The sequence below is a fragment of the Allofournierella sp. genome (genome assembly GCF_048388525.1).
Taxonomy (GTDB): Bacteria; Bacillota; Clostridia; order Oscillospirales; family Ruminococcaceae; genus BQOK01.
The window spans coordinates 11,654-37,832 of the sequence record NZ_DBGCTQ010000006.1 but is presented as its reverse complement, the minus strand read 5'-3'; the positions used below and the strand labels follow the sequence as shown (position 1 = coordinate 37,832).

The 26,179-nt window shown below is 61.6% G+C and carries 19 protein-coding genes and 1 pseudogene; 10 read left to right on the top strand and 10 right to left on the bottom strand.

Translation table 11 applies throughout. The annotated features are described in order from the left end of the window. Window positions 1–228: 228 nt before the first annotated feature. A complete protein-coding gene (locus ACMLHZ_RS00955) occupies window positions 229–741 on the bottom strand; it encodes a cob(I)yrinic acid a,c-diamide adenosyltransferase (protein ID WP_418665946.1) in 513 nt (170 codons plus the stop codon). Between the two features lie 214 nt (window positions 742–955). Between ACMLHZ_RS00955 and ACMLHZ_RS00950 the strand changes: the two genes are divergently transcribed. Together ACMLHZ_RS00950 and typA are read left to right on the top strand one after the other, a co-directional pair. Further along, window positions 956–3,337: a YfhO family protein gene (locus ACMLHZ_RS00950; protein ID WP_418665945.1), complete on the top strand. Its 2,382-nt coding sequence runs from the start codon at window positions 956–958 to the stop codon at window positions 3,335–3,337. A 184-nt stretch (window positions 3,338–3,521) separates the two neighbouring features. Then, the gene (gene typA / locus ACMLHZ_RS00945) at window positions 3,522–5,345 is read left to right on the top strand and encodes a translational GTPase TypA (protein WP_418665944.1); all 1,824 of its coding nucleotides are present in this window, start codon (window positions 3,522–3,524) and stop codon (window positions 5,343–5,345) included. Window positions 5,346–5,408: 63 nt separating this feature from the next. Here typA and ACMLHZ_RS00940 read toward each other — a convergent pair whose 3' ends face one another. The 3 genes from ACMLHZ_RS00940 to ACMLHZ_RS00930 all read right to left on the bottom strand — a co-directional run bounded on the left by ACMLHZ_RS00940 (window position 5,409) and on the right by ACMLHZ_RS00930 (window position 9,360). After that, window positions 5,409–7,883, bottom strand: a complete 2,475-nt coding sequence (locus ACMLHZ_RS00940) for an HD domain-containing phosphohydrolase (RefSeq protein ID WP_418665943.1) — start codon at window positions 7,881–7,883, stop codon at window positions 5,409–5,411. A gap of 390 nt (window positions 7,884–8,273) precedes the next feature. Then, entirely contained in the window at window positions 8,274–8,477 is a 204-nt protein-coding gene (locus ACMLHZ_RS00935) for a hypothetical protein (RefSeq protein ID WP_418665942.1), read from the bottom strand. Between the two features lie 175 nt (window positions 8,478–8,652). Further along, window positions 8,653–9,360 (bottom strand): FadR/GntR family transcriptional regulator, encoded by a 708-nt coding sequence (locus ACMLHZ_RS00930; protein WP_418665941.1) that lies wholly within the window; start codon window positions 9,358–9,360, stop codon window positions 8,653–8,655. Window positions 9,361–9,660: 300 nt separating this feature from the next. On the opposite strand from ACMLHZ_RS00930, the gene hypB reads away from it, so the two are divergent. From hypB to ACMLHZ_RS00910, 4 genes and pseudogenes are all read left to right on the top strand, one after another. After that, on the top strand, window positions 9,661–10,329 hold the full coding sequence (hypB, locus tag ACMLHZ_RS00925; protein ID WP_418665940.1) for a hydrogenase nickel incorporation protein HypB: 669 nt from the start codon (window positions 9,661–9,663) through the stop codon (window positions 10,327–10,329). A gap of 46 nt (window positions 10,330–10,375) precedes the next feature. Then, a pseudogene (locus ACMLHZ_RS00920) lies at window positions 10,376–13,026 on the top strand (FAD-dependent oxidoreductase). A gap of 12 nt (window positions 13,027–13,038) precedes the next feature. After that, on the top strand, window positions 13,039–13,383 hold the full coding sequence (locus tag ACMLHZ_RS00915; protein WP_418665939.1) for a hydrogenase maturation nickel metallochaperone HypA: 345 nt from the start codon (window positions 13,039–13,041) through the stop codon (window positions 13,381–13,383). Between the two features lie 72 nt (window positions 13,384–13,455). Continuing rightward, window positions 13,456–14,508, top strand: a complete 1,053-nt coding sequence (locus ACMLHZ_RS00910; protein ID WP_418665938.1) for a DUF5692 family protein — start codon at window positions 13,456–13,458, stop codon at window positions 14,506–14,508. Between the two features lie 62 nt (window positions 14,509–14,570). Here the strand turns inward: ACMLHZ_RS00910 and ACMLHZ_RS00905 are convergent, their stop codons facing one another. Further along, window positions 14,571–16,244 (bottom strand): 6-pyruvoyl-tetrahydropterin synthase-related protein, encoded by a 1,674-nt coding sequence (locus tag ACMLHZ_RS00905; RefSeq protein ID WP_418665937.1) that lies wholly within the window; start codon window positions 16,242–16,244, stop codon window positions 14,571–14,573. A gap of 177 nt (window positions 16,245–16,421) precedes the next feature. On the opposite strand from ACMLHZ_RS00905, the gene ACMLHZ_RS00900 reads away from it, so the two are divergent. Next, window positions 16,422–16,625, top strand: a complete 204-nt coding sequence (locus ACMLHZ_RS00900) for a hypothetical protein (RefSeq protein WP_418665936.1) — start codon at window positions 16,422–16,424, stop codon at window positions 16,623–16,625. Between the two features lie 137 nt (window positions 16,626–16,762). Here the strand turns inward: ACMLHZ_RS00900 and ACMLHZ_RS00895 are convergent, their stop codons facing one another. From ACMLHZ_RS00895 to ACMLHZ_RS00880, 4 genes are all read right to left on the bottom strand, one after another. Further along, window positions 16,763–17,653, bottom strand: a complete 891-nt coding sequence (locus ACMLHZ_RS00895) for an aldo/keto reductase (protein WP_418665935.1) — start codon at window positions 17,651–17,653, stop codon at window positions 16,763–16,765. 54 nt (window positions 17,654–17,707) lie between these two features. After that, on the bottom strand, window positions 17,708–18,589 hold the full coding sequence (locus ACMLHZ_RS00890) for a carbohydrate ABC transporter permease (RefSeq protein ID WP_418665934.1): 882 nt from the start codon (window positions 18,587–18,589) through the stop codon (window positions 17,708–17,710). Next, the gene (locus tag ACMLHZ_RS00885; RefSeq protein WP_418665933.1) at window positions 18,586–19,470 is read right to left on the bottom strand and encodes a carbohydrate ABC transporter permease; all 885 of its coding nucleotides are present in this window, start codon (window positions 19,468–19,470) and stop codon (window positions 18,586–18,588) included. Before ACMLHZ_RS00885 ends, ACMLHZ_RS00890 begins: the two co-directional genes overlap by 4 nt. 223 nt (window positions 19,471–19,693) lie before the next feature. Then, window positions 19,694–20,971: an ABC transporter substrate-binding protein gene (locus ACMLHZ_RS00880; RefSeq protein WP_418665932.1), complete on the bottom strand. Its 1,278-nt coding sequence runs from the start codon at window positions 20,969–20,971 to the stop codon at window positions 19,694–19,696. A 291-nt stretch (window positions 20,972–21,262) separates the two neighbouring features. Between ACMLHZ_RS00880 and ACMLHZ_RS00875 the strand changes: the two genes are divergently transcribed. Next, on the top strand, window positions 21,263–22,348 hold the full coding sequence (locus tag ACMLHZ_RS00875; protein WP_418665931.1) for a LacI family DNA-binding transcriptional regulator: 1,086 nt from the start codon (window positions 21,263–21,265) through the stop codon (window positions 22,346–22,348). A gap of 48 nt (window positions 22,349–22,396) precedes the next feature. Here the strand turns inward: ACMLHZ_RS00875 and ACMLHZ_RS00870 are convergent, their stop codons facing one another. Next, on the bottom strand, window positions 22,397–23,362 hold the full coding sequence (locus tag ACMLHZ_RS00870) for a uroporphyrinogen decarboxylase family protein (RefSeq protein WP_418665930.1): 966 nt from the start codon (window positions 23,360–23,362) through the stop codon (window positions 22,397–22,399). Window positions 23,363–23,625: 263 nt separating this feature from the next. On the opposite strand from ACMLHZ_RS00870, the gene ACMLHZ_RS00865 reads away from it, so the two are divergent. Both ACMLHZ_RS00865 and ACMLHZ_RS00860 read left to right on the top strand, forming a co-directional pair. After that, a complete protein-coding gene (locus tag ACMLHZ_RS00865) occupies window positions 23,626–25,131 on the top strand; it encodes a glycoside hydrolase family 32 protein (RefSeq protein ID WP_418665929.1) in 1,506 nt (501 codons plus the stop codon). An 18-nt stretch (window positions 25,132–25,149) separates the two neighbouring features. Next, a complete protein-coding gene (locus ACMLHZ_RS00860) occupies window positions 25,150–26,112 on the top strand; it encodes a carbohydrate kinase family protein (protein WP_418665928.1) in 963 nt (320 codons plus the stop codon). Window positions 26,113–26,179: the final 67 nt, after the last annotated feature.

The following is a 26,179-nucleotide window of genomic DNA, read 5'->3' as shown; positions in this document are numbered from 1 at the left end:
AAACACCTTCACCCTCGCGGGCACCGCCTCGGCCGGCACCTACCGCCTGCTCTTCACCCTCTCCGACCCCCAGGGCACCGCCGTGGCCTCCGCGCCTTACAATTTCCTGCTGCGCGCCGCGGGCTGAGCGGTCACCCGTGTTTTAGTTCACACAAGGAGCGCCCGGCAGCCTGGACCGGCCGCCGGGCGCTCCCAACATTTTTCCGTTCTTGTCCCACGGCTTCCCACTTAAAACTCCACGCCCTTTCGGGCGGCCGCGCCCTGCTGGTAGGGGTGTTTGTGGCAGCGCATCTCGGTGGAATAATCCGCCGCCTCGCGCATCCAATCCGCCGGTTCGCGGCCGGTGAGCACTGTCTCGCGGCCCGCCGGGCGTTCCAGCACCGTTTTTTGCAGCAGTGCCCGGTCCGCCATGTTCAGCTGCCAGGCCGCGCACGCCTCATCCAGAACCAGCACATCGCAGGGCTCCGCCAGCGCCCGGGCAAGCTGGGCCGTCTGCCGGGCGGCGGTGTCGGCCCTTTCCTCCGGTGTCATCTGAAATACAAATTTTGTGCCGGCACTGCCGGAATACACCCGTGCCCCCAGCTTGCGCAAAGGCTCCAATTCGCTGCTTTCACCGTTTTTTAAAAACTGGACTACCGTCACCCGCAGCCCACAGCCCAACGCGCGCACCGCAAGCCCCACGGCCGCCGTTGTTTTTCCCTTTCCTTCGCCCCAATAAAGGTGAACAGATCCCCGCTCCATACCCGCGTCCTCCCCGGCCCGGCCGTTTTTATTCAGCATAAAGCTTCCGGCCGTCAAAGTCAATTCTGCCGCGCCGCCGCTTTCCGCGCGTTTTGCAGCTTCCGCCCTCTCCTTGTTTCTTTTTCGTTTCCAATTTGAAAGGTTTTCTTCCCAATTTTTTCACAGATCCGGGGTATACTGAAACGACTTGTGAAACAAAGGGGGCGGGCTGAAAATGCGGGATGACCGGGCTGCAATGCGGGGCCGGGTGCAGCTGGCGCTGTGTTTTTTTCTGCCTCTTCTCCTTTTGGCCGGGGTCTACGCCGCCCGCGGCATCGAGCCCTTCGGCACAAACACCCTGCTCTTTGGCGATATGGGCGGTCAGTACCTCAATTTCATGGCAAGCTATAAAGAACTGTTCGGTCCGGGGCTTTTTTACACCTGGCACAAGGCCCTGGGGGGCGAGGCGCTCAGCCTGAACGCCTATTACCTTTTCAGCCCCTTCAATCTGCTGCTGCTCGCTTTCCCCGCCGCAAAGCTAAGCCTGGCGGTGGTTTTCATCACCCTGCTCAAAACCGGCGCGGCGGGGCTTGCCATGGGCCTGTTCCTGCGCTCTTTGGGCTGCCGCGGGCCCGTGGCCCTGGCCCTTGCGGGTGCCTACGCCCTCAGCGGCTATATGGCCGGCTTTGCCCAAAACCTCATGTGGCTCGACGGCGTGATCCTCGCCCCGCTGGTAGTCCTGGGGCTGCGCCGCCTGCTGGCGGGCGGGCGGCCCTGGGTGTATCTCGCCGCCCTTTTTTCCGCGGTGCTCACCTGCTATTACATCGGCTGGATGCTCTGCCTCTATTCCTCCCTCTACTTTTTTCTGCACTGGCTGGCGCTGCCAAACGCTCCCGGGCGCTTTCGCATTGCGGCGCGCTTTTGCGTGTCCAGCACTCTGGCCGGCGGCCTTGCAGCCTGGATGCTGCTGCCCATCGCCCGCGCGCTGGCGCAGGGCAAGGCGCAGTACGCCATGCAGTGGAGCTTTGCACTGAATTTTGATCCCCCGGCCCTTCTGCGGCAATTTTTTGCGGGCGCGTACCCATCGGGCACGGCCACCAATCAGCTCCCGCTGGTGTTCTGCGGCGCCCTGCCGCTGGTGCTCGCGCTTGCCTTCTTTTGCCGCAGGGGCCCCTCCCTGGGCGAAAAGCTGGCGGGCGCGGGGCTTCTGGCCGCGCTTCTGGCAAGCTTTCTTTTTCGCACGCCGGACCTTGTTTGGCACGGCTTCCAATCCCCCAGCTGGTTTCCCTTCCGCTACAGCTTTTTGTTCATTCTCACCCTGCTGGAGCTGGCGGCGCGGGGCTGGAACGCGCTTCCGCCCCTGCGCCCCCGCCTGCGGCGCTGGCTGCCCGCGGCCCTTGCCGCGGTGTTGGCGGCCGAGCTTGCCCTCAACAGCTCCCTGGCGCTGAAGGCCTTCGGTGTGCCCACCGCCGCGCAGCCCGCCGTCCTGGACCAATGGCAGGGCAAGGTGCAGCGCCTGCAAGCCGCCGATCCCGGCTTTTATCGGGTCCAGTACCCCGACGCACCCGACCAGAACGCCCCCTTTCTGCTGGGTTACGCGGGCACAGCCCATTACAGCAGCAGCTACTCCGCCGCCGCATACGAGCTGCTGCGGGCGGTGGGCCTTGCCGGCACCAGCGGCTGGGTAACCGATGGTCAGGGCGTCAGTACCGCTGCGGCCAGCCTGCTGGCGGTCAAATACCAGCTGGGTGGCGCCCAGCGCCCGGGCTGGGCCGCGGCCGGCGGCGCGCAGCAAAACCCCTTGGCGCTCCCCGTGGCCTTCGCGGCCGCCTCCATCCCCGCCGGGCGCCTGGCGCTGGACGTTCCCTTTGCCAATCTCGAGGCCGTGTACTCGGCGCTTCTGGGCCGCGAGGCGGGGGTGTTCCTGCCGCTGGAAGCGGGCGAGCCGCGGCTTGTGGGCCTCTCGGTGCTCGACGGCTATCGCTATTCCGTGGACGTTCCCGCCACCGGCGGCAGCCTGGTGTTCACCCTCACCACCCCGGCAAGCGGCTCGCTTTACGCCAGCTTCCCCGTGTACGATCAATACTGCGGCGCCCAGGTCCTGGTGGACGGCCGGCTCGTGGGCGAAACCCTTACCCAAAGCCAAAACGGCACCCTGTTCCTGGGGCAGGTCACCACCGGCCAGCGCCTCACCGTAGAGCTTCGCAGCGCGGGCGAGCAGCTGGCCCTGGCGGGCTGGCACTTTGCCGTCCAGCGTCCCGCCGCGCTGGCCGCCGCCTGCGGCGAACTGGCGCAGGGCGGCCTTTCTGTAAAAAGCTGGGGCGGCGGCTATGTAAAGGGCAGCATCACCGCCGGCCCTGGCACCACCGCCCTTTTCACCAGCATCCCCTGCGAAGAGGGCTGGCGGGTCTGGGTGGACGGGCAGCCGGTGCAGCCCTTCAAGGCGTTGAATTCCCTGCTGGCCGCGCCCCTTTCCCCGGGCACCCACACGGTGGAGCTGCGCTTTGTGCCGCCGGGGCTCGGCACGGGCCTCGCCATAAGCTGCGGCAGCGCCGCCGCCCTGGCCGCCTGGCTTTGGCTGGCGGCCAGGCGCAAAAAACGCGCCGCAGCCCCCTGACCAGGCCCTTTTCACCCCGTTTTTTTGCCCTCGGCCCGCCGGTATTTTTGTTACAAGCGCCAAATCCCGAAAAATTATTTGTATATTCTTGACAAAAGAATACCGGTGCCTTAGTATAAGAAGCGTGTTAATATCGAGATAATATGTAAAAAAAGAAAAGAGACCGATCAAAAGGGGTAAAAACATGGAACGTACAGATTTGCGCAACCTTGCCATCATCGCCCACGTGGACCACGGCAAGACCACCCTCGTGGACCAGATGCTCAAGCAGAGCGGCGCTTTCCGCGATAACCAGCAGGTGGCCGACCGGGTCATGGACTCGGGCGATATCGAGCGCGAGCGCGGCATCACCATCCTGGCCAAAAACTGCTCCACCGTTTACAACGGTGTAAAGATCAACATTGTCGACACCCCGGGCCACGCCGATTTCGGCGGCGAGGTCGAGCGGGTCTTGAAAATGGTAAACGGCGTGCTGCTTTTGGTCGACGCCGCCGAGGGCTGTATGCCCCAGACCCGCTTTGTGCTGCAAAAGGCGCTGCAGCAGAACCTCTCGCTGGTGATCGCGGTCAACAAGATCGACCGGCCCGACGCCCGCATCAAGGAAGTTATCGACGAGATCCTGTTGCTTCTCATGGATCTCGGTGCCACCGACGAGCAGCTCGACAGCCCCATGGTCTTCTGCTCCGGCCGCTCCGGCACCGCCAGCTACAGCCCCGACGTTCCGGGCACCGACCTCAAGCCCCTGTTCGAGACCATCCTGGAATATGTCAAGTGCCCGGAGGGCGATCCCGAGGCCCCCTTCCAGATGCTCTGCTCCAGTGTTGACTACAACGATTTTGTGGGCCGCATCGGCATCGGCCGCATCCAGAACGGCTGCGTAAAGGTCAACCAGGACGTGCAGGTGTGCGACTGGCACGACCAGGACGTAAACTTCAAGGGCCGCATCACCAAGCTTTACGACTTCCGGGCCAATGGCCGCGAGCCGGTCGACGAGGCCAAAGCCGGCGACATTGTGGCCTTCAGCGGCATCACGCAGGTCACCATCGGCAACACCCTGTGCGACCCCGCCCTTGTCAAGCCCCTGCCCTTCCTCAAGATCAACGACCCCACCGTCGAGATGACCTTCTCGGTGAACGACAGCCCCTTCGCCGGGCGCGAGGGCAAGTTCGTCACCAGCCGCCAGATCCGCGACCGCCTGCAGCGCGAGCTGCTCAAGGATGTGGCCCTCAAGGTCGAGGATTCCGCCACCAGCGATTCCTTCCGGGTGATGGGCCGCGGCGAAATGCACCTCTCCATCCTCATCGAGACCATGCGCCGCGAGGGCTACGAGCTGCAGGTCAGCCCGCCCAAGGTGCTCACCCATGTGGAAAACGGCAAGACCATGGAGCCCATGGAGCGGGTGGTCATCGACGTTCCCACCGACTATCAGGGCGCTGTCATGACCGCCCTGGGCGCCCGCAAGGCCATCCTTCAGCAGATGGAACCCATCGGCAGCCGGGTGCGCCTGGAATTCCGCATGCCCAGCCGGGGCCTGTTCGGCTACCGCAACCAGTTCCTCACCGACACCCACGGCGAGGGCATCCTGAACACCATCTTCGACGGCTACGAAGAGTGGCAGGGCGATATCTCCTGTCGCAGCACCGGCAGCCTGATCAGCTTCGAGACCGGCGAGGCCGTGACCTACGGCCTGTTCAACGCCCAGGGCCGCGGCACCCTCATCCTCACCCCGGGCGAAAAGGTTTACGGCGGCATGGTGGTGGGCTACACCCCCACCGGCGAGGACATCACCGTGAACGTGTGCAAAACAAAGCACCTCACCAACACCCGTGCCTCCGGCTCAGACGACGCGCTGCGCCTGGTTCCGGTGAGCAAGTTCAGCCTGGAGGGCTGCCTTGAATTCCTCGCGCCGGACGAACTGCTGGAGGTCACCCCCCAAAGCCTGCGCATCCGCAAGCGCATCCTCAGCCACGAGCTGCGCATGAAGGACCTGAAGGGCAAAAAGGGCTGAGCGCTTAAGCCCGTTTAAATCAAGAGACGGCCGACAAGATCGTCGGCCGTCTCTTGTTCTTTTTTACAGCGGTGCGGGCTGCGCATGCTCCCGCTCGGTCTGAATGGTCCCCTCCTCCACCAGCCGCACAAACACCGGCGCAAGCTGGGGGTCAAACTGGGCGCCCGCGCCCTGGCGGATCTGTTCCAGCGCGTACTCCACGCTGTAGGCCGCCTTGTACGAGCGCGCACTGGTCATGGCGTCGAACGCGTCGGCCAGCGCCAGGCATCGCCCGCCCAGGGGGATCTCCTTTCCCGCCAGGCCCCGGGGGTACCCCTTGCCGTCCCACCGCTCGTGGTGGGTCACCGCCGCAGGCAGCACGTAATCCAGCGAGGGCAGGTTGCGTATGATCGCCACCGAGGCCTCCACATGCCCCTGCATGACCTTGTATTCCTCGGCCGTCAGCGCGCCGGGCTTCGACAAAATATGCTCCGGCACCGCCAGCTTGCCCACGTCGTGCACCAGGCCAGCCTGGTAGATCATGCGCACATGGCTCTCGTCCAGGCCAATGGCCGCCGCCAGCGCCCGGGCATACCCGGCCACGTTCTGCGAGTGGTCGAAGGTGTAGTGATCCTTTGCGTCAATGGCAGCGGTGATGGCGTACACCGTGGGGGCGTAGGCCTGCGCATCGGGCTCAGGCCGGGCGCCGCGCACCTGCCCGACGCAATAAAGCCGCACGTCGTTTTTGCCGCTCTGCTTCACCTCAAACACGCACATGTCGGCAAATTCCAGGATCTGCTGCGCGCTCTCGCTGCCCCCCTTATAGCCGTACACCCCGGCGCTGAAGGTCAGGCGGCACAGGCTCGCGTCGCTCAGGGTGTCCAGCGCCTCCGCAAGGCGGCGGGCCAGCGCCACCCCTTCGGGGCCGCTCAGGGCCGGCACGGCCGCCGCCAGCACCTTGCCGCCGTAGCGCGCCAGCGCCGCCGCTTCGCCCGCGTGCCGGCGCAGCAGATCCGCCAGCTGCACCAGCGCCCGGTCCCCCTCCTGCTGGCCGTACAGCTGGTTGTACAGTTTAAAGTCGTCCAGGTCCAGCATCAGCAGCGCAAACGCCTGCCCGGCAGCCCGCAGCTTTTCCAGTTCCTCCAAAAACGCCCGCCGGTTCAAAAGCCCGGTCAGCTGGTCGGTGCGGGCTTCCCGGTACAGCCGGCGGTACAGCCGGGCGTTTTTCAGCCCCACCGACATCATCGCCCCCATCGAGGCTAAAAACATTAAATCGTCGTTGGTATAGTCCCGCTCCAGGGTAGGGGCGCCCAAAAACAAGATCCCCTGCAGGCTCTCGTCGTCCTTAAATGGCACGATGCACCGGATGCCGTACCGGCGCATCATCGCCAGCTTGTCCGGCGCGATCTCCATGCCCGCTCCCTGCACCTGCGCGGCGCGCACACAGCCCTCCTGCGCGCCGAACCAAGCCGCGCAGGGGTCGCCCGCGCCGATGGGCTGCACCTCGCCCGCCAGCCCTTTGGGGTGCACCGGCAAAAATTGCTGTCTTCGCTCGTGCAGCAAAAACACGCAGGCCGGGCAGCGGCCGTAGATCTGCTCCACCTCTTTTTTCAGCGCCTCCAGCAGTTCCTCCCGCGAAAGGTTGTGCGCCGTCGCCACGCTGAACCGCTGCAGCGCAAGGTTGCGCTGCCTTTCCTTCAGCACGAACTGCCGCCGCACCATCCAGCGCAGCAGGTGATACAGACCCAGCGCGGCGACCACCGCCGCACACCAGAAGACCTGCCACAGCATGAGGGCATACCGGTCGCCCAGCATCCGCCGCAGAAGGGGCAGCACATATCGCACCGCGGGCAGGGCCAGCAGTCCCCCCAGGGCCGCGGCCATGGCGCTGATCGCCCCCGGCGCCACAAACACGCGCAGCTGCAGCATCCCCCTCCGGTACAGCGCCCAGAACATCAGCGCCGCGTTCACAATGCCCGCCAGCGTGTCAAAAGGAAAGATATTCCCCGGCAGCACGCTGATCAGATTGCCTGCCACCAGCACCACCATGCCTGCCGTTACCAGCGGCAGGCCGGGGGTCCTGCGCTGGCGGCGCACCAGGCGCACCGCCAGCGCCACCGCCGCAAGGCACAGCGCTGTGGGAATTGCCACCCGCCAGTCCACATGGTAGCGGAATACCGCGCCTCCATAGGGCAGTTTTTCCAGGGTGGGTTTTTCGAGATAGGCGTCCAGCAGGTTGGGCGCCGCCGCGGCCAGGGCAAGCAGCCAGACCACAGCCTCCTCCCGCGGGGCTTCCGCCTCTAAAAATTCCCGCAAAAAACGGTACAGCACGGCAGGAATACAGAACAGCGCGATCAGCGAGACCATGTAAAAAGGTTCCCACCCGATGGGCAGCAGCATGCGCATCAGCATACTGCCGCCCGTCCAAAGCACAAAGCAGGCCACAAGCGCCGCGAACGCCCGCACCGCCCGGTTTCGGCAGGCAGGCAGCAGCGCCGCCAGCAGCACAATGTAGCAAGCCAGCGCCGTGACCGGCACCCATAAAAAGGGGATGGCCATTGCCGCGCGCCTCCTTTCCCCTGACCGGCGTCATATTTTTTCTCCGCATTTCCTATGTTTTCCATTATACTGTTTTCCTTGCAAAAACACAATTGCCGCCGGTGCCTGGAGAGGTGGAATTGCAAATTTTTTAGTTCATCGTTAAAAATTTCTCACTGCCGTTTCCAGCCAGGGCACGGCTGCGTTTTTGGGCCGCTGTTCACCCCGGGACCCTTCCCCCCCTCAAAAGCAAAACAGCGCTGCGGACCGGGGCCGACCCGCGCAGCGCTGTTTTTTCTGTTGTTTTTGCTCCGGCGCAAAACCGATCCTCCACGCAAGGGTCCCGCAGCCACCCCCGCTGCCCTTCCCCGGGCGCGGGGCTGCGTTTTTATGCGCCGCCGGGGCTGCGTTTCACCAAAGCCAGTTGCGCGCCTTTGCCTCCCGGATCTGCATCTCCGCCTCGTCGGCCAGGCTGCGCTTTACCAGCACCAGCGTGCCCGCCGCGCCGACCTGTGTCTTGTAGTCAATGCTGTGATCCTTCAGCAGCTTCATTACCTTTTGCAGCTCGTCGCCCTCGCCGGCGTACACCGGCGTGCGCGGTTCAAACCAACCCATTCAAAACACCCCTTTTCCCAAAATCGCCCGTTCGCCGCCGGGTCTTTTTTCGCTTGTCTTTGATCAAATTATAGCGCACTCCGCCGTAAAAAGCAATTTGTTTGTGTTTTTGGCGCGTTGCGGCCTCTCCGCGCCCGTTTTTTGCTTTTCTGCCGTCTTGGCGGCTTTTCCCGCCTCAGCGGCCGTAGATCTGCCGGCTGCCCCGGATCGCCTCATTCAAATACTGGTCGATCCAGCGGCTCACGGCGGCCTTGTCCCTGCCGCGCATATGCTCCAATAGGGTCGAGGCATTGCGATACAACGCCTCCACGCTGTGCCGGCTGCAAAAGCGTTCCCACAGCGTGATCACCGGGCTCCTAAACGAGTAATAGATCAGCGGCAAAATGCTGTTTCCCCCCACAAAGGCCAGCTCGTGCTGGAACCGGAAGGCGATCCGGGCCGCCTCCCCCGGCGTCTCGGCTCTGCCCAGCTCGTCCACAATCGCCCCCAGCCCCGCCAGATCCTCGTCGGAGGCGCAGTCGATGGCGAGCTCACAGGCCAGATGCTCCAGCGCCCTGCGCACCTCCAAAATGGCCCGGATCTCGCTGTTGGCGATTATGCCGCCCTTGTAGTCCATGATGGCGATCAGGGTGTCCATATTGCCGCTGCGGCGATAATCGGCCACAAAGGTGCCCTGCCGGGGCCGCAGCTCCAAAAAGCCCTGGCGGGCAAGCTCGGCCACCCCGCCGTTCACCACCGCCCGGCTCACCTGCATCTGGCGGGCAAGCTCCCGCTCGGGCGGCAGGCGGCTGCCCACGCTCAGCTCCCCCGCCAGGATCTTGTCCCGCACCTGCTGCACGAACAGCTCCTTCAGGCTGGGGGCCGAAAGCCGCGCAAACTCCATTCGTGTGTTCCTCCTTTTTAAAACCGCCCTGCGTGCCGGCGCGTTTGCCGCCCGTGCAGCCGTGCCGGCGCACCCTCTCCCCTGGCACGTGGTCATACCACATACCAGACTTTTATTTTACCAGTCATTTTGCCGGTTTGCAAGGCATTTTTTCGATAAAAAGTGAGAAAACGCCCCCTTCTTCCCGCTTGGCGTTGACGCTTAAAAAGCGATGATGTTACAATATTAACAGCCTTGGCATGGGCACGTTCCCGCGCCTGCGGCCCACAAATTCTTTGTTTAAATGGAGGGGCTCTTTCCATGGCCGAATTCAAAACATTGGAGATCAGGCAGAGCGTGTTCCAGCACAACGACCGCGAGGCCGCCCTGCTGCGCGCCGAGCTCAAGGAAAAAAAGGTCTTTCTGCTCAATCTCATGAGCAGCCCGGGCAGCGGCAAGACCACCACCCTGGCGCGCACCATCGGGGCGCTGAAAGAGCAGCTGCGCATCGGCGTGATGGAGGCCGACATCGACTCGGACGTGGATGCCCGCACCATCAGCGCGCTGGGGGTCAGGGCCATCCAGCTGCACACCGGCGGCATGTGCCATCTCGACGCCGGCATGACCCGCCAGGGCCTGCAGGGCTTGGGGCTTGACGGGCTGGACCTTGCCATTCTGGAAAATGTGGGCAACCTGGTCTGCCCCGCCGAGTTCGATACCGGCGCCGTAAAAAACGCGGCCATCTTATCCGTGCCTGAAGGGCACGACAAACCCCTCAAATACCCTCTCATGTTTCAGGTGTGCGACGTGGTGCTGGTCAACAAGATCGACGTGGCGCCCTACTTTGATTTCGATCTGGAAAAATGCCGGGAATACGTCCATCTGCGCAACCCCCGGGCGAAGGTGATCCCCATCTGCGCCAAAACGGGCGAGGGAATGGACGAATGGTATACCTGGCTGCAGGGGGAGGTGCGCGCCTGGCAGGCATGAACCCGGCACGGCGATTCAAAAAGCAAAGTAAAGTGAGGAAATAACCATGCCCGAAAACGCCCCCCGCGAACTGATCCTGAAGCTGGGCCAGATGATCACCGACCGCCTGGGCCACAAGGTCACGGTCGACGACCCCGAATACTACGGTCTGGCCTGCATCGTCACCGACGAAATGGCCGAGGTCGCCCTCAAAATGAAGGTCCGCCAGCCCAAAACCCTGGCCCAGCTGGTAAAGCTCACCGGCAAGGACCCGGCCCATCTCGAGCAGCTTTTGTTCGACATGAGCTATGTGGGCCTGATCGAATTCAACTGGGAAAATCCGCAGCGCGAAAAGCAGTATGTGCTGCCCATGTTCGTGCCCGGCAGCGCCGAGTTCAGCAACATGCGCAGGGACCAGCTCGAGGCCCACCCCGAGCTGGCGCGCTTTTTCGAGCGCATGACCTTTCTCCCGCTGGAAAAGGTCACCGCCATGGTGCCCCCGGGCGGCGCGGGCATCGGCATGCACGTGATCCCGGTCGAACAGGCCATCGAGGCCGAAAACCAGTCGGTGGATGTGGAGCACATCTCCCACTGGCTGGAAAAATACGACGGCAAATACGCCGCCAGCCCCTGCTCCTGCCGCATGGGCCGCGCCGTTCTGGGCGAGGGCTGCGCCGACGACCCCGAGGACTGGTGCATCGGCGTGGGCGACATGGCCGATTACCTGGTCGAGACCAACAAGGGCCATTATGTCGACCGCGCCGAGGTGCTGCGCATCCTCAAGCACGCCGAGGACAACGGCTTTGTGCACCAGATCACCAACATCGACGGCGAAAACAAGATCTTCGCCATCTGCAACTGCAACGTGAACATCTGCAACGCTCTGCGCACCAGCCAGCTGTTCAACACCCCCAACATGAGCCGCTCGGCCTACGTGGCCAAGGTCGAAACCGAAAACTGCGTGGCCTGCGGCCGCTGTGTGGAATACTGCCCCGCCGGGGCGGTAAAGCTGGGGCAAAAGCTCTGCACGGTCAACGGCCCGGTGCAGTACCCCCGCCAGGAACTGCCCGACGCCGTGGCCTGGGGCCCCGAAAAATGGGACCCCGATTATCGCGACCACAACCGCGTCAACTGCCACGACACCGGCACCGCCCCCTGCAAAACCGCCTGCCCCGCCCACATCGCGGTGCAGGGCTACCTTAAAATGGCCGCCCAGGGCCGCTATACCGAGGCTCTGGCCCTCATCAAAAAAGAGAACCCCTTCCCCGCCGTGTGCGGCCGGGTCTGCAACCGCCGCTGCGAGGACGCATGCACCCGCGGCAGCCTGGACGCGGCGGTGGCCATCGACGAGGTGAAAAAGTTCATCGCCCAGCAGGATCTGAACGCCGCCACCCGCTATGTACCGCCGGTGGTCCAGCCCTCCAACCGGGGCCCCTTCCCCCAAAAGATCGCGGTGATCGGCGGTGGTCCCGCGGGCCTCTCCTGCGCTTACTGGTCTACGGCATCCCCTCCTATAAGCTGGAAAAAGACGTGGTGGCCGCCGAGGTGGACGTGCTGCGCCAGATGGGGGTCGAGATCCGCTGCGGCGTCGAGGTGGGCAGATCCATCACGCTGGATCAGCTGCGCTCCCAGGGCTATCAGGCCTTTTACATTGCCATCGGCTGCCAGGGCGGCCGCCTGCCGGGCATCCCCGGCGAAGACGCCGCGGGGGTGTCCACCGCCGTCGACTTTTTGCGCCGCGTGGGCGAAAACGAGGCCCTGCGCCTGGAGGGCAGGGCCGTGGTCATCGGCGGCGGCAACGTGGCCATCGACGCGGCCCGGGTGGCGGGCCGCTGCGGCGCCGGCGAGGTCTCGATGTACTGCCTGGAGCCCCGGGAAAAGATGCCCGCCTCGCCCGAGGAGATCGCCGAGGCGCTGGACGAGGGGGTAACGCTGCACTGCGGCTGGGGCCCCAAAGAGATCCTCACCGAAAACGGCCGCGTGACCGGCGTGGTATTCAAAAAATGCGTCTCCCTGTTCGACGAGAGCGGCTGCTTCGCCCCCTGCTACGACGACGCCGAGACCCGCACCCTGCCCTGTGAGCAGGTGATCTTCAGCATCGGCCAAAGCATCCAGTGGGGCGGGCTGCTCGAGGGCAGCGCCGTGCAGCTGGGCCGCGGCGATACCGCCCAGGCGGATCCCCTCACCTATCAGACCGCCCAGCCGGACGTCTTTGTGGGCGGCGATGTGTACACCGGCCCCAAATTTGCCATCGACGCCATTGCGGCGGGCAAGCAGGCTGCCGTGTCCATCCACCGGTTCGTGCAGCCGGGCAGCAGCCTCACCATCGGCCGCGACCGCCGCGCCTTCATCGAGCTCGATAAAGAAGCCCTTTTGCTGGAAGAATACGACAACACCGCCCGCCAGATCGCCGGCATGGACGAAACCATCGACCACCGCCGCTCCTTCCGCGACGCGCACAAAACCTTTACCGAAGAGCAGGTAAAGCGCGAGACCGCCCGCTGCCTTGGCTGCGGTGCCAGCATCGTGGACCCCAATAAGTGCATCGGCTGCGGCCTGTGCACCACCAAGTGCGCCTTCGACGCCATCCACCTCAGCCGCGAGCTGCCCGGGTGCAGCAAAATGGTAAAAGCCGAGGATAAGTTCAAGGCCATTCTGCCCTATATGCTCAAGCGGCAGGTCAAGATCGCCCTCAACAAAGACAAGGGCCAAAAGTAAGGAAGCAGCGCCATGCATGAACTGGGCATCGTTTTTCACATCATCAAAAGCATCGAGGAGATCGGCACCGAGAACCGTCTCACCCAGGTCGCCTCGGTCACGCTGGAGCTGGGCGAGGTGTCCGGCGTCCTGCAGGATGCCCTGCAGGACTGCTGGAACTGGGCCGTGGGCCGCTCGCAGCTTTTGCAGGGGGCCCGGCTGCTGGTCGAGACCGTCCCCGCCGTGACCTTTTGCCAAAGCTGCCAGCGCACCTACCCCACCGTGGCCCATGGGCGCGTGTGCCCCCTGTGCGGCAGCGAGCGCACTTATTTAAAGCAGGGCAGCGAGATCGGCATCAAGCAGATCGAGGCCTGTTAGCGCCCTTTTTGCGGGGGGCCGCCCCAAAAGGGGGGCAAACTCATTCAGATCTTATTTTAGGAGGAATGTTGTATGTTATTTCAGATCTATGGCGAAAACGCCGGCTGGCAGCTGCTGGGCTGGGTTCTGGTCTTTGCGGCGCTGGTCATCGCCAACGAGCTCTCGCGCCGCTCCAAGCTCGGCGGCATCCTGTTCTTCATGGCGCTGCCCGCGGCGCTCAGCGTCTACTTCATCTCCATCTACGTGGGCGCGGGCATGGGCGCCCAGTGGGCGCTCAACAATCCCACCTATCTGCACATGAACAGCTGGTTCCACTACGCAAAGCTGTACGCGGCCACTGCCGGGTGCATCGGCTTCATGATGCTCAAATACAAGTGGGGCGTGGGCAAGACCCACTGGTTCAAGGCCTTTCCCTTTGTGATCGTGGCCATCAACATCCTCATCGCCGTCGGCAGCGATTTCGAGAGCGGTATCCGGGGGGCCATGGCCCTGGCCGCCACCGGCGACCGGTGGTGGCTCTCCAGCGAAAACGTGTGGCTGTATGGCGGCTGGTGGAACTGGGTGAACGGCATCGCGGGCATTCTGAACATCCTGTGCATGACCGGCTGGTGGGGCATTTACTCCTCCAAAAAGCACGACGACATGCTCTGGCCGGACATGACCTGGTATTTCATCATCGCCTACGATCTGTGGAACTTTGAGTATACCTACAACAACCTGCCCACCCACGCCTGGTACTGCGGCCTGGCCCTGTTGCTGGCCCCCACCTTTGCGAACGCTCTGTGGAACAAGGGCGGCTGGATCCAGAACCGGGCCAACACCCTGGCGCTCTGGTGCATGTTCGCCCAGGTGTTCCCCCTGTTCCAGGACCAGGGCGTGTTCGCCACCCTGCCGGTGCTCTATGCGGGCGGTGTGATGGATCCTGCCGTGCGGCCCACCGCCGCCGATCCCACCATGCAGGGCGTGATCGCCATCCTGGCGCTGGCCGCCAACGTGCTCGTGCTGGCCATCATCGCAAAGCGCGCGATCCAGCAAAAAAAGAACCCCTATACAAACGAGATCTTTACCGACCAGCCGGATTACAAGCTGGCCATGGCGCGGGCCGAACAGCCGGCCAGGGTGTAAAGAGCCGCTCCCAAAAGAACTGCCGCCCGGCAATGCCGGGCGGCAGTTCTTTTGGGAGCGGATTAGTTTTTTGCCCGGCGCTTTCGCAAAGCGTACCACACGCCGCCCGCGGTCAGCCCCACCGCACTCAGCCCGCTCACCCAGTTGCCCGCGCGCTGGGCCGCGGTGCCGGTGTAGCTCACCGTGATCCTGCCCGCGGGAAGTCCCTCCGGTACCTCCAGCTCCACCCGGCCCGCGCCGTCCTTGTGCAGGCCCAGCTCCACCCGTGAGGAACCGTCCGCCGGGTCCAGCCAGGCGGAATACCCCTTGTACCACAGCTTCGGGATGCCATAGGGCCCGGCGGTCCCGCTGAAATCCAGCACAAAATCGCCGTTTGGCAGGTAATTGCCGGTGAACGCGCCGTCCCGGTCGGTCCACTGCGCTCCCGGTTCAAAGGCAAATTCCTGCGCGTTCACCCCCGCGGGCAGCCACTCGGCCCCCACCAGGTAAAAGGTCTCCCCCCGCTGCGAGGTAAAGTAACTGCGGCCATACTCCACCCGCTCCGGCAAGGCCGGCCACAGGCACAAAAGGTTCACCAGCGACAGGCCAAACGCCAGGATCAGCGCTCCGGTCTTTAAAGCTTTTTTGTCCAGCCGGGCGGCAAAGCAGGCGATCCCCAGGCAGAAAAATAGCTGGCTGAAAGCGTTCAGCCGCCAGGGAAACTGCACGCTGGTCAGGGGGGTGCCGTCCACCCAGCCCCAGGGGAACCAGCGCAGGGTGCAGGCGGCCAGCGCAGCGCCGGCCGCCAAAAACACCCAACCGGCCCTGTTTTTCACAAGCGCTCTGCCTCGGGGCACAGCCAAAAACGCCAGCGTGCCCCCCGCCAGCAAAAGCCCCCCCAGGCCCACGCCCATAAAGCTGGAAGGGCTCAGCAACTCTTTCAGCCCCAGCATGTTGTTTACCAGATGGGTCAGCGGCTCCTCACTCACCTTGAACCGGTCCGCGCCGAACTGCTCCAGCACCGGCAGCCAGTAATAGCAGCTCACCGCAAGGCACGCGGCGGCGGCCCCCAGCCCGCAAAGAAGGGGGCGCGGGCGCAGCACCCGGGGCAGGCGCGCCAGCACCCAAACAAGAGCCAGCAGTCCCATCAGCGCCAGGCTCACCGTGTGGCTCAGCATCAGGCCGGTAAAGCCCAAAAACAAAAGCCAGGGCTTTTTGGCCCCCTCCTCGGTCAGGTCCCACAGCCCCCACACCGCCAGCGGCAAAAAGGCCATGGCCTGCGCCTCGCCCACCGCGCTGCGGATGTACAGGTTCGCAAAATGGTATTGGCACAGGCTGTAGAGCACCAGGAACACGCACCCGCCAAAGTGGCTTTTGGTAATGTCCCGGCCCGCAAAATAGCTGGTCACACACTGCAGCGCCACGCACAGCAGCATCACCAGCTTGAAGGTCTGCTCCGGTGTCAGGGCCAGCACCCGCAGCGCCGCCGCGGGGTATAAAAACAGGTCGGGGTAAAAAATGCCGCTGGCGTAGCCGTAGCCCCCCAGCATCAGCGAATAAATGCGCACCGGCAGCTCCGCGTGCCCCCCAAGGGCCGCGGCCAGCCCCTCCAGGCGCAGCAGGTGAAAAATGCTGTCGTGCCCGGCCACAAGGCCGGTCCCCAAAAAGGGCAGCGCGCACACGGCCAGCACGGCCAGTGCGCAGGCGCAGGCGGCAAGCCACTGTTTTTTTGTGTTCGGCTGTAAATCAGATCGCATGGGCGGTTCCTCTTTTTCAATGGCGTTACCGCTTTATTATATCACAAAAAGAGCGGTTGAACAGAGAAACGGGTTTTGAAGCGCCGCACCAGCGCCTGCATCCGCCCGGACCCCGGCCGCATAGAGTGGTTTGGCGGGCGCTGTGCCCGCCAAATACCGCGAAGGAGGAAAACGCTTATGCTGCCTTTGGCAATCGCAAGCCTGCCCATGCAGGTATTCCGCAAATTGTACGAGCCAGCCCAGGGCCTCGACACCTATTTTGTCGATCACACGCCCCAGGCCGCCAGCGGCGCGCCCTTCACCTCGGCCTTCTTCCAAAGCAAGGGCGATGCCATCACCGACCTGCATGGGGACATGGCAGCAGATGGCGCGCCTTTTTAAGAGCAACTTTCCCTCAGGTACAAAAAACAGCCGCTTTGCACCGCGTGCGCGGGCATTGCGGCTGTTTTTCTGCGGGGCAGGCACTCGCTTTTTTACGTTTTGGGGTGATCCATGCAAGGCCGGTTTGCACTCGGGGCTCAAGGCACGGGAAAGCCCCGGGATGCCTGCAGGAGCCTGAACCATTCCAGGCGTGAAAGCTCCAGCCTGCAGGCCTCTGCCGCCTGCCGGATCCGCTCCGGGCGGAAACTTCCGCTCACAGCGCACACCGGGCCCGGGCATCGCAGCACCCATGCAAGCATGATCTGTTCCACCCCGGTCCCCCGCTGCCGCGCAATGCAGTCCAGTTCCCGCCATAATTCCGGCCGGCCATTCTCCCCGCCGATCCGTCCGCCTGCCAGGGGCGACCAGGCCATCACAGCGCGCCGCTCCATGTGCGCCTCGTCCATCGTGCCGTCAAACAATACCTCCGGCGCACAGACAGAAAGCTGCACCTGATTCACAACGAGCCGGTGCTTCATGTGTTTTTGAAGGGCCGCTGTCTGCATCGGGTTAAAATTTGAAACGCCGGCATAGCGGATCTTGCCGGTATCGATCAGCTCATCCAGCGCCGCCCCTGCCTCGCCGGGGTCCATCAGCGGATCCGGCCGGTGGAGCAAAAACATGTCCAGATAATCTGTTCCCAGGTTCGCAAGTGAGCGCTCTGCCCTTTTTATAAGGTGATCACGGGTTGTGTCGTAATAAAGGATCTCGTTTCCCCGAGTCCCCGGCAGAACAATGTCCGCCTTGGTCACAACTTCCATTCTTCTTCTCAGCTCCGGCCTCTTTTTTAAAACATTTTCCCCAAAAAAGAGCTCGCAGCCATAATTGCCATAGATATCGGCGTGATCAAAGGTCGTAACGCCCATGTCCAGGCAATTTTCCACAAAGTCCAGCGTCTCTCTTCCCGTTTTCCCGCTGTCCAGAACACGCATAAACCCCGAAACCACCTGCGAGAATGTGAGGTCCTGCGCCACTTGGATCCGTTTCATTTTACATCCCCCTTTTTTCTTGGCTGCGACTGCGCTGTTTACTCTGTAAACCGTTCACCCCTTCACGCTCCCGCTGGTCAGCCCCTCCACGATAAATCGCTGGCAAAACAGGAAGATCAGCAGTACCGGCACCACCGCCAGGGACACTCCCGCCATAATGACCGCCCGGTTGCCCGCGCCCATATATCCTTTCAGGGCGGCGATTCCCAGGGGGACCGTCATCTTCTCCCAGGAATTGATGAAGATCAGCGGGTTAAAGTAATCGTTCCACACATTGTTGAAGGTAAGGATGGTAAGCGAGGCCAGCGGGGTGAGTGCCTGGGGCAAAATGATCCGCCAGAATATCGTCCAATAACCGGCGCCGTCGATCTTGGCGGCCTCGTCGATCGCCTTCGGCATCGTCATGAAGAACTGCCGCAACAGAAAAATGCCAAACGAATTGAACAGTGCCGGCAGGATCAAGGCCGGCAGCGTGTCCACCAGGCCCAGCTTGCTGATCATGATGTAGATCGGAATGATCGTCGCCTGCGCCGGGATCATCATCGAGAGCAAAAAGCAGAGAAACAGCGGATTTTTCGCCGGAAAATCCAGCTTTGCAAAGGCGTACGCCCCCATGGAGCACACGATCAGCTGGCCTGCGATCACGGCCAGCACCACCACCACACTGTTGATAAACATCTGCCCGAACGGGATGCTCGATTGCAGCAGTTCCACATAATTCCCCAGAAAAAACGATTCCGGTATCAAACTCGGCGGCAGTTTATAAGCTTCCGCGGAATGCCTCATGGAAGTGGAGAACATAAAAAGGAAGGGGGTCATCATCAGCACACCAAAAAACAGAATGATCGCCGTCACGATCCCGTGCCCCACACGGGTGGAGATACTGGCCGGGCGGCCATGCCCGCCCCGCTGCCCTCTGGATCCACACATCCTCATGTATACTGCACCCACCTTTTGCTAAAATGCATCTGCAATGCCGTCAGCAGAAAGATCACCAAAATAAAAAGCACCGAAATGGTGGAGGCGTATCCCATATTGAATTTCAGGAATGCATTCTGATACAGGTACATCGCCACCGTCCGGGTGCTGTCCACCGGGCCTCCCTCGGTCATCAGATTGGGGATCGCAAAAAGCTTCAGTTCACTGATGGTGGTGATGATCATGTTGAACAGGATGGTCGGCGTCAGCAGCGGAATGGTAATCCGCAGCGCCGCCTGCACCGAATTGGCCCCGTCGATGCTTGCCGCTTCATAATACTCCACCGGGATGCTTTTCAGCCCGGCAATAAAAATGATCATCGCAAACCCTACCTGCCGCCACACCTCCACGATGATGATCGTCACCGTCGCCATCTTCACTTCCGTGAGCCACGCCACCGAGGGAAGCCCCACTGCGTTCAGGAAATAGTTGATCACCCCCGTATCGGTCGCCAAAAACTCCACCCAGATCAGCGCAATATACACAGGCGAAACGATTACGGGGAAAAAGTACGCCAGCCTTAAAAAATAGTTGGTTACACGGCCCAAGCGGTTGTTGATCAGCACTGCCAGCAGCAATGCGATCAGAATGATAAAGATCATGCTGAACAGCGCCATGACCGCCGTGTTCGTTGCCGATGCCGCCAGGGAACGGTCGCCGGCCAGCTTCATATAGTTGCTCCACCCCGTAAATTTCGGCGCGCTGATGATATCGTACCTGCAAAAGCTCAGCACGATCACGGTGATCAGAGGCACCAAAACAAAAACAAAAAACAAAACGAGTGCCGGCGCCAAAAACAGATAAGCCGCTCTGGCTTCTTTCTTTTTCATCGAGCTCATGGCAAACTCCTTTTCCCCGTTCATGTTCAAATACGAAGGGGCGGCGCCTCCCGGCTGCCGTCCCTCCGCGTCCCAAGGTCAGCTTGCGTCCTTGAAGGCCTGCTCCAGCTCCCCGTGGGCCGTCGCCAGCGCGTCGGGGATCGTGACCTGGTCCGTGATCAGCGCCTCAAACATGCTATCTGGCCGAAAAGGGCTATCGCCCCACCGTGTTCGAAAAGAACCCTCAGCCCGGCGGCATGCTGATCACGATCCTGCTCATATCCGGGTAGATGTAAGGGCACGGAAAAGCCGAGGCATTCTCCAGCTCTTCATAAAACAGCTGCGCGTTGGGCATGACCTTGGTAAACGCCTCCGATTCCGCAGCCGAGCGCCGAACCGGCAGCGTCGTCTGCTCTTCAGCGCAGCGCATGGCGAACTCTTTCGACGAAAGCTCCTTTACCAGCTCCCAGGCAAGGTCTTTTTCCTTGCAGCTGTTAACGATTCCCAGGCCCCCGACCCCAAAAGATGCGGAATGGCTCTCTTTTTTGGGCAGCGGCGCGATCGCATAATCCGTAAAACCGTTCTCTTTAAAGGTGGGGATCGCAAACATACCTGTGGGGATCATGGCAACGCGCCCCGCCGCGAACAAATTGATAATGTCCGTTTTTGCCTCCGGCACAGGCGCGACCCTGTATTTGTGCACCAGGTCATAAATGAACTGGAAGGACTCCTGAACTTTTGGATCGTTCAAATTGGAAGCGGTCAGCTCCGGGTTCAGCAGGTTCGTTCCGTTGGTGGTCAAAAAGGGCAGGTAGCCGGTGGTGATGTTGTCGCGCACCATATATCCCCACACCTTGCTCTCCCCTTCGCCTGTGGTCAGTTTCTGTGCAATTGAAACGAAATCATCCCAGGTCCAGTCCGGGTCGGGCTCGGGGATGCCCGCATCCGCAAACATCTTTTTGTTGTAAAACATGACCACGATGTTCGAGTCCTTGGGCACCTCGTAAATGCTGCCCTCCACGGTAAAGGCGTCCCAGGCGGTCTTGGTGATATCCTGCAGCATTTCCTCCCCGTCCGGGTCATTTTGCAGGTAATCATTCAGGGGGATCAGCACCTCTTTGCCCACCATCATGCGGGTCCCCTCGATGGCCACACCCACCACATCGGGCGCGTTGCCGGACGCCATCTGCACCACCAGCTTGCTGCTGTAATCCTGCCAAGAGTCCCCCACAGAAAAGGTGGTCTCCACCTTCACATTGGGATACTTTTCATTGAACCGCCCGATCGCCTCTTCGATCAGCTGTTTTTCAGCCTCATTCGCAGCGCAGGACAGCTTGAGCACCGCGGTCCTGCCGGCATCTGGTTTTTCATATGCCGCCTGGGAAACGGCGTCCTCTGCGCCGGAGGCCACAGGCGCCCGGCTGGAGGGGCTTTCCCCCGGCGCTGCTGCGCATCCGGCCAGAAACGCCGCACACAGCGCCGCACAAATGCCGCGTTTGCAAAGCTCGACTATTTTTTTCATACCAATACCTTCTCCTTTTTTAATATTTTCACGCCCTGCCGGGCGCAGAAACGCATCTGCTTTCCTAAAATATTCACAGCCCAAAAACGTCAACTCAAAAATGTATATTTGTAAATCATTATTTGTTTATTTGACAACTAGATATTAACATTTGCATGGAAAAATGTCAATATGCTTCAAAGAAGTAATCCGGATTTTTTTGTTTACAAGAAAAGATTGACTATTCTGCACAATTGTGTGATAATAATGTAAATTTGCATTTGGGATATATTGGATTGCGAGGGAGCGAATTTGGGCAACAATGTGACCTTACAGGACATCGCCGATGCGCTGGATCTTTCGCGGAACACAGTTTCCAAGGTGTTGAACGGGTACCCCAATGTTCCCGACAGCACCCGTGATCGGGTCCTTGCGCAGGCCATGAAAATGAACTACAAGCGGCTCTCCTATTCTCTGTTCGAAAAGAAAGGGACAAAGGTCTCCCGGGAAATCATGCTTTTGACCAGGCTGGGGTCGCTGCAGCTGTCTTTCTGGACGCTGGTCCTCCAGGGAATTGCGGAAAAGCTCTCGCAGCGGGGGTATGAGTTAAAGCTCACCGCCCTGCCGCAGAGCGATCTGGATCAATGCCGCCTTCCCGCCGCCGTCAGCGACAGGACCGCCGGGTTTATCTGTGCGGATACCTTTTCTCTCCCCTTTTTGCAGGCGCTGCAAAAGCAGGGCCTGCCCACCGTGCTGCTCGAGGCGCCGCCCGAGGTCCGCGAACAGCCGCTGCCCTTTGATATCGTAATGATGGAAAACCGCGACAGCATGCGCCGCCTTACAACCTTCCTGATCCGGGAAAAGGGCCATCGCCGCATCGGTTTCATCGGCAACCCAAAAGCTTGTCTGAGCAATCTCGACCGGTATCTTGGCTTCTGTGAGGCGCTGGCTGCCGCCGGCTTGCCTGTGGACGAGGCCTGTTGTCTTCTGGAAGAACACAGCGCCATGTATCGCGATCTCCCTGTGGAGCAGCCTCTCGGCGCCGCCGGTTTTTCCAATCGCTTTTCCAGCGCTTTCCACGAATGGCTTTCCGCCCAATTCGACAAGCTTCCTGCCCTGCCCACGGCGATCGTGTGCGCCAGCGACAGCCTTGCCATCGAAACGATCCAGGTGCTGAAAGAGCGCGGGGTAAAGGTCCCGCAGGATATGGCGGTCGCCGGATTTGGCGATGTGCCGGAAGCCCTGATCATCGAACCCCATCTCACCACCGTGCACACCCCCAAGATTCCCTTGGGCGCCCAGGCTGCCGAAGAATTGATTTCTCGGCTGGAATATCCGGGCAGTCCGGCGAAATTCGTGTTTCTGCAAACCGAGCTCAAAATACGCGGTTCCACCTGATAAAAAGGCCGCCCGGCGCAATTTTGGTTGCGCCGGGCGGCCTTTTTATCAGGTATGCAGGCGCGCGTATCTCTGCGCCGCGCGCACCACCAATTTCACCCGCGAGGGTTCAATTTCGTTGGGCAGCGTGCAGTCCGAACCCAGCATGAAGTTTTTCGTTCCCATCTGGTCCAGCACCTCGAACACGGCCTTCTCGATCTCTTCTTCCGTGCCCTCCACCAGCACGCCCGCGCGGTCGTCCAGCCCCCCCAGGATCACCTTTCCGGGAAATATCCTGCGCCCCTCCGCCAGCGGGGGATTGCCGGCATAAACGCCCCAGTTCACCACCTCACAATCGTAATCCGCGTACCGTTCCAGGTGGTTGTTGTCCTTGCACATATGCAGCATGTTGAACGCTTTTTTTCCCGCAGCAGCCCGCAGGATCGTTTTTTCTCCGGGGGCAATGAACTCGCGGTACTCCTCGTCGGTGTATGTGTAGCTTTCGCCGCCCTGGGCCGCATAAAAAATGCCGTCGGCGCCTGCGGCAAGGCACTGTTCAGTAAGATACGCCAAAATTTCCGTCACGGCCTCGATCGCAACGCGCTCTGCCTGCGGATTTGCGCGAAGATGCTTTACAAGTGCGAGCTTGTCCGAGTTTTGCAGGTCTGTGCCGCCGGTCGCGTGAAACAGCGAGGGAACAATACCGTGCACGGTCGCCAAAAGCACCGCCTCTCCGTTCACCTCCTCGGCCATGCGTTTTACAAGCTCCACCTGCTTTACAACAAAATCCGCTTTTTTGTCAAAGGGCTTTATGTGATTCCATTGCTCCGGGTCTCGGATCTGCAGGTTGGGCAAAAGGTGCTCGTTCATCACCTTCCACAGGTCGGTATCCGCGTTCCGGAAAAAATCCATATGGATCTTCACGGTTTTCTCCCCTTCCGCATACCCCTCCGGAAAATGATGCCAAAACCCCGAGGGCACGTAATCTGTGCATTTTCCCTCGATCACGGCCATCACTCTTTCTCGTTTGTTCACTGCTGATCGTCCCCTTTACATATTTCTATTTTTCGCACACGGTTTGTAGTGTGCAGTTGACAATTATATGTTATCATTTGTAAATATTTATGTCAATATTTTTTGTGCTATTTCTCATTTTTTCTTGACATTTGCAAACAAGTGTTCTATCTTAACCTTGTACAGCCCGGTTCGGTCAGGTCGTTGCCGGGTCCTTATTTTTACTTGGCGCCGCTCTGCACCTTCTCTGCAGTGCAGCGGCGCACCGCTGTAAGGAGGTTTTTATGGATCCTTCGCCGCATACAGCCCATCGCAGGCGGCTGGCCCACGCCCATGCCGCCCGTGCGAAGCTCGAACCGCTGGCTGCCGCCTCCCCGCTGCGGCAGCGCTATCACTTTATGCCTCCCGCAGGCTGGGCCAACGATCCCAACGGCTGCGTTTATTATAACGGTCGTCACCACCTGTTTTACCAGCACAACCCCTATGCACCCCACTGGGGCTCCATGCACTGGGGGCACGCGGTAAGCCCGGATCTGCTCCATTGGCAGCATCTGCCCCTCGCCCTCGCCCCCAGCGGCGCGCTGGACGATGATCCCCAGGGCGGCTGCTTTTCGGGCTGTTCCGTGCCGCTGCCGGGCGGCATGCTGGGGCTGGTCTACACCGCGGTCAATGCGCACGCTCGAAACCCCGTCACCCAATGTCTGGCCCTCAGCCGGGACGGCGTCCATTTTGATAAGCCGGAGCATAACCCCATCGTCGCAGGGCTGCCGCCGAATGTGCCCTGCGACTTGCGTGACCCCAAGGTGCTGCGCCACGGCGGGTTCTGGTACATGGTGCTGGGCGCGGCGTTGGGGGGAAGCGCCCGTCAGGGCGGCGATGGCGGCGCCTTGCTCTACCGCTCCGCCGATCTGCTGAAGTGGGATTACCTGGGTGTTTTTGCACAGTCGCAAGGCCGCTTCGGCACCATGTGGGAATGCCCGGATCTGTTCCCCCTGGGCAATAAATGGGTCCTCACCTTCTCGCCCATGTTCTGCGGTGCCAAAACCGCCGTGTATTGGGTGGGCGAAATGGATTTTGAAACGCCCCGTTTCACCCCCCAGCAGGACGGTGTGCTGGATTGGGGCGGCGAATATTACGCCGCGCAATCCTATGGCGCTCCGGGTGGGCGCCGCATTGCCATGGCATGGCAGAATGGCTGGGATTGGATGCCCGGGTGGAAGAGCTTCGGGCCAACGGCCCAGCAGGGCTGGTGCGGCTGCATGGCGCTACCGCGCCAGCTGCAGCTCGATCCCGCAGGCCGTCTCACCGCGGCGCCTGTGGCCGAACTCAACGGGCTGCGCCTTGCACCGGTCCGTGTGGAACGGCGGCCCATTGCGGCAGATGAGGTCCGCCTGCCCTGCCCCTCGCCCGATTGCTGTGAGCTGGAGCTTCGCCTATTCTTGGATGGCGCCACCGCCCGCCGCATCCTGCTTGACCTGCGCATCGCAGAGGGACGTTATACACGTATCCTGCTGGATCTGGAAGCGGGGGAACTTTTTTTGGACCGCACTCATTCTGACGGAGGCCAGTGCAACGGCAACCGCAAAGCTCCGCTGAAAGTAACCGGCGGTGAGCTTCTCCTGCGCATCTTTTGCGACACAATTTCCGTGGAGCTTTTTGGGGAAAGAGGCTGCGCCTCCATGAGCAGCCTCATCTATCCCGAAAAAAGCCTTCCCTACATCTCACTTCGCACAGAGCAGGGGCAGATAACGGCGAGCTATACCTGCTGGCCGCTGCGGCCCTGCGTTTGAAAAGAGAGGAGCCTTAAAATGTTCGACGTTGTTGCCCTTGGAGAATCGCTTATCGATTTCACCCCCGCCGGCACAAGCGAACTGGGCATGGCCCTGTTTGCGCGCAACCCCGGCGGCGCGCCCGCCAACGTGCTCGCAATGTGCGCCAAGCTGGGCGCCCGCACCGCCTTCATCGGCAAGGTGGGCTGCGATGCCTTCGGCGCTTTTTTGCGCCAAACCATGCAGGAGGCGGGCATTGATCTCTCGGGGCTCGCAGTGGACGAAACGGTCCCCACCACCCTGGCCTTCGTGCAGCTCAGCACTACGGGTGACCGCAGCTTCAGTTTTTACCGCAAGCCAGGGGCCGATATCATGCTGCGCCGCCAAGACGTGCCGCCGGACCTGCTTCGGGACTGCCGCATTTTTCATTTTGGTGGCGTTTCCCTCACCGACGAGCCCTGCTGCCGCGCCACCCTGTGGTCCGCGCAGCAGGCCCGGCAGGCAGGCGCGCTGGTCAGCTATGATCCCAACTATCGCCCGCTGTTGTGGCAGGATACAAGCTCCGCCGCCGCTCAACTGCGCAGCGCGCTGCGTCTGGCCGACCTGGTGAAGGTCTCGGAGGAAGAGCTTGTGCTGCTCTCCGACACCAGTGATCTGGAAGTGGGCGCCGCCCGGCTGCGCGGCCTTGGCCCGGCGGTGGTGGTGGTAACGCAGGGCGCCGGGGGCGCTTTTGTGCAGACCGCCACCACCAGTGTGCACCGCCCCGCCTATCCCGTTGCCGCCGTCGACACCACCGGCGCGGGCGACGCCTTCTGGGGGGCGCTGCTTTTTCGTGTGAGGGGGCTGGATACAGACAGCCTGAGGGCGCTTTCCGCGGCGGTCTGGGGCGATATTTTGGCCTTTGCCAATGCTGCCGGCAGCCTGACCACCACAAAGCCGGGGGCCATCCCTGCCATGCCAGATGCCGGCGCCCTCCGGGCTTGTATGGTGGCAGGGCACTGACCGTCACTCAAAAAAGAAGGCCGCGACGCTTTTGCAGCGTCGCGGCCTTCTTTTGCCGCAAATAGCT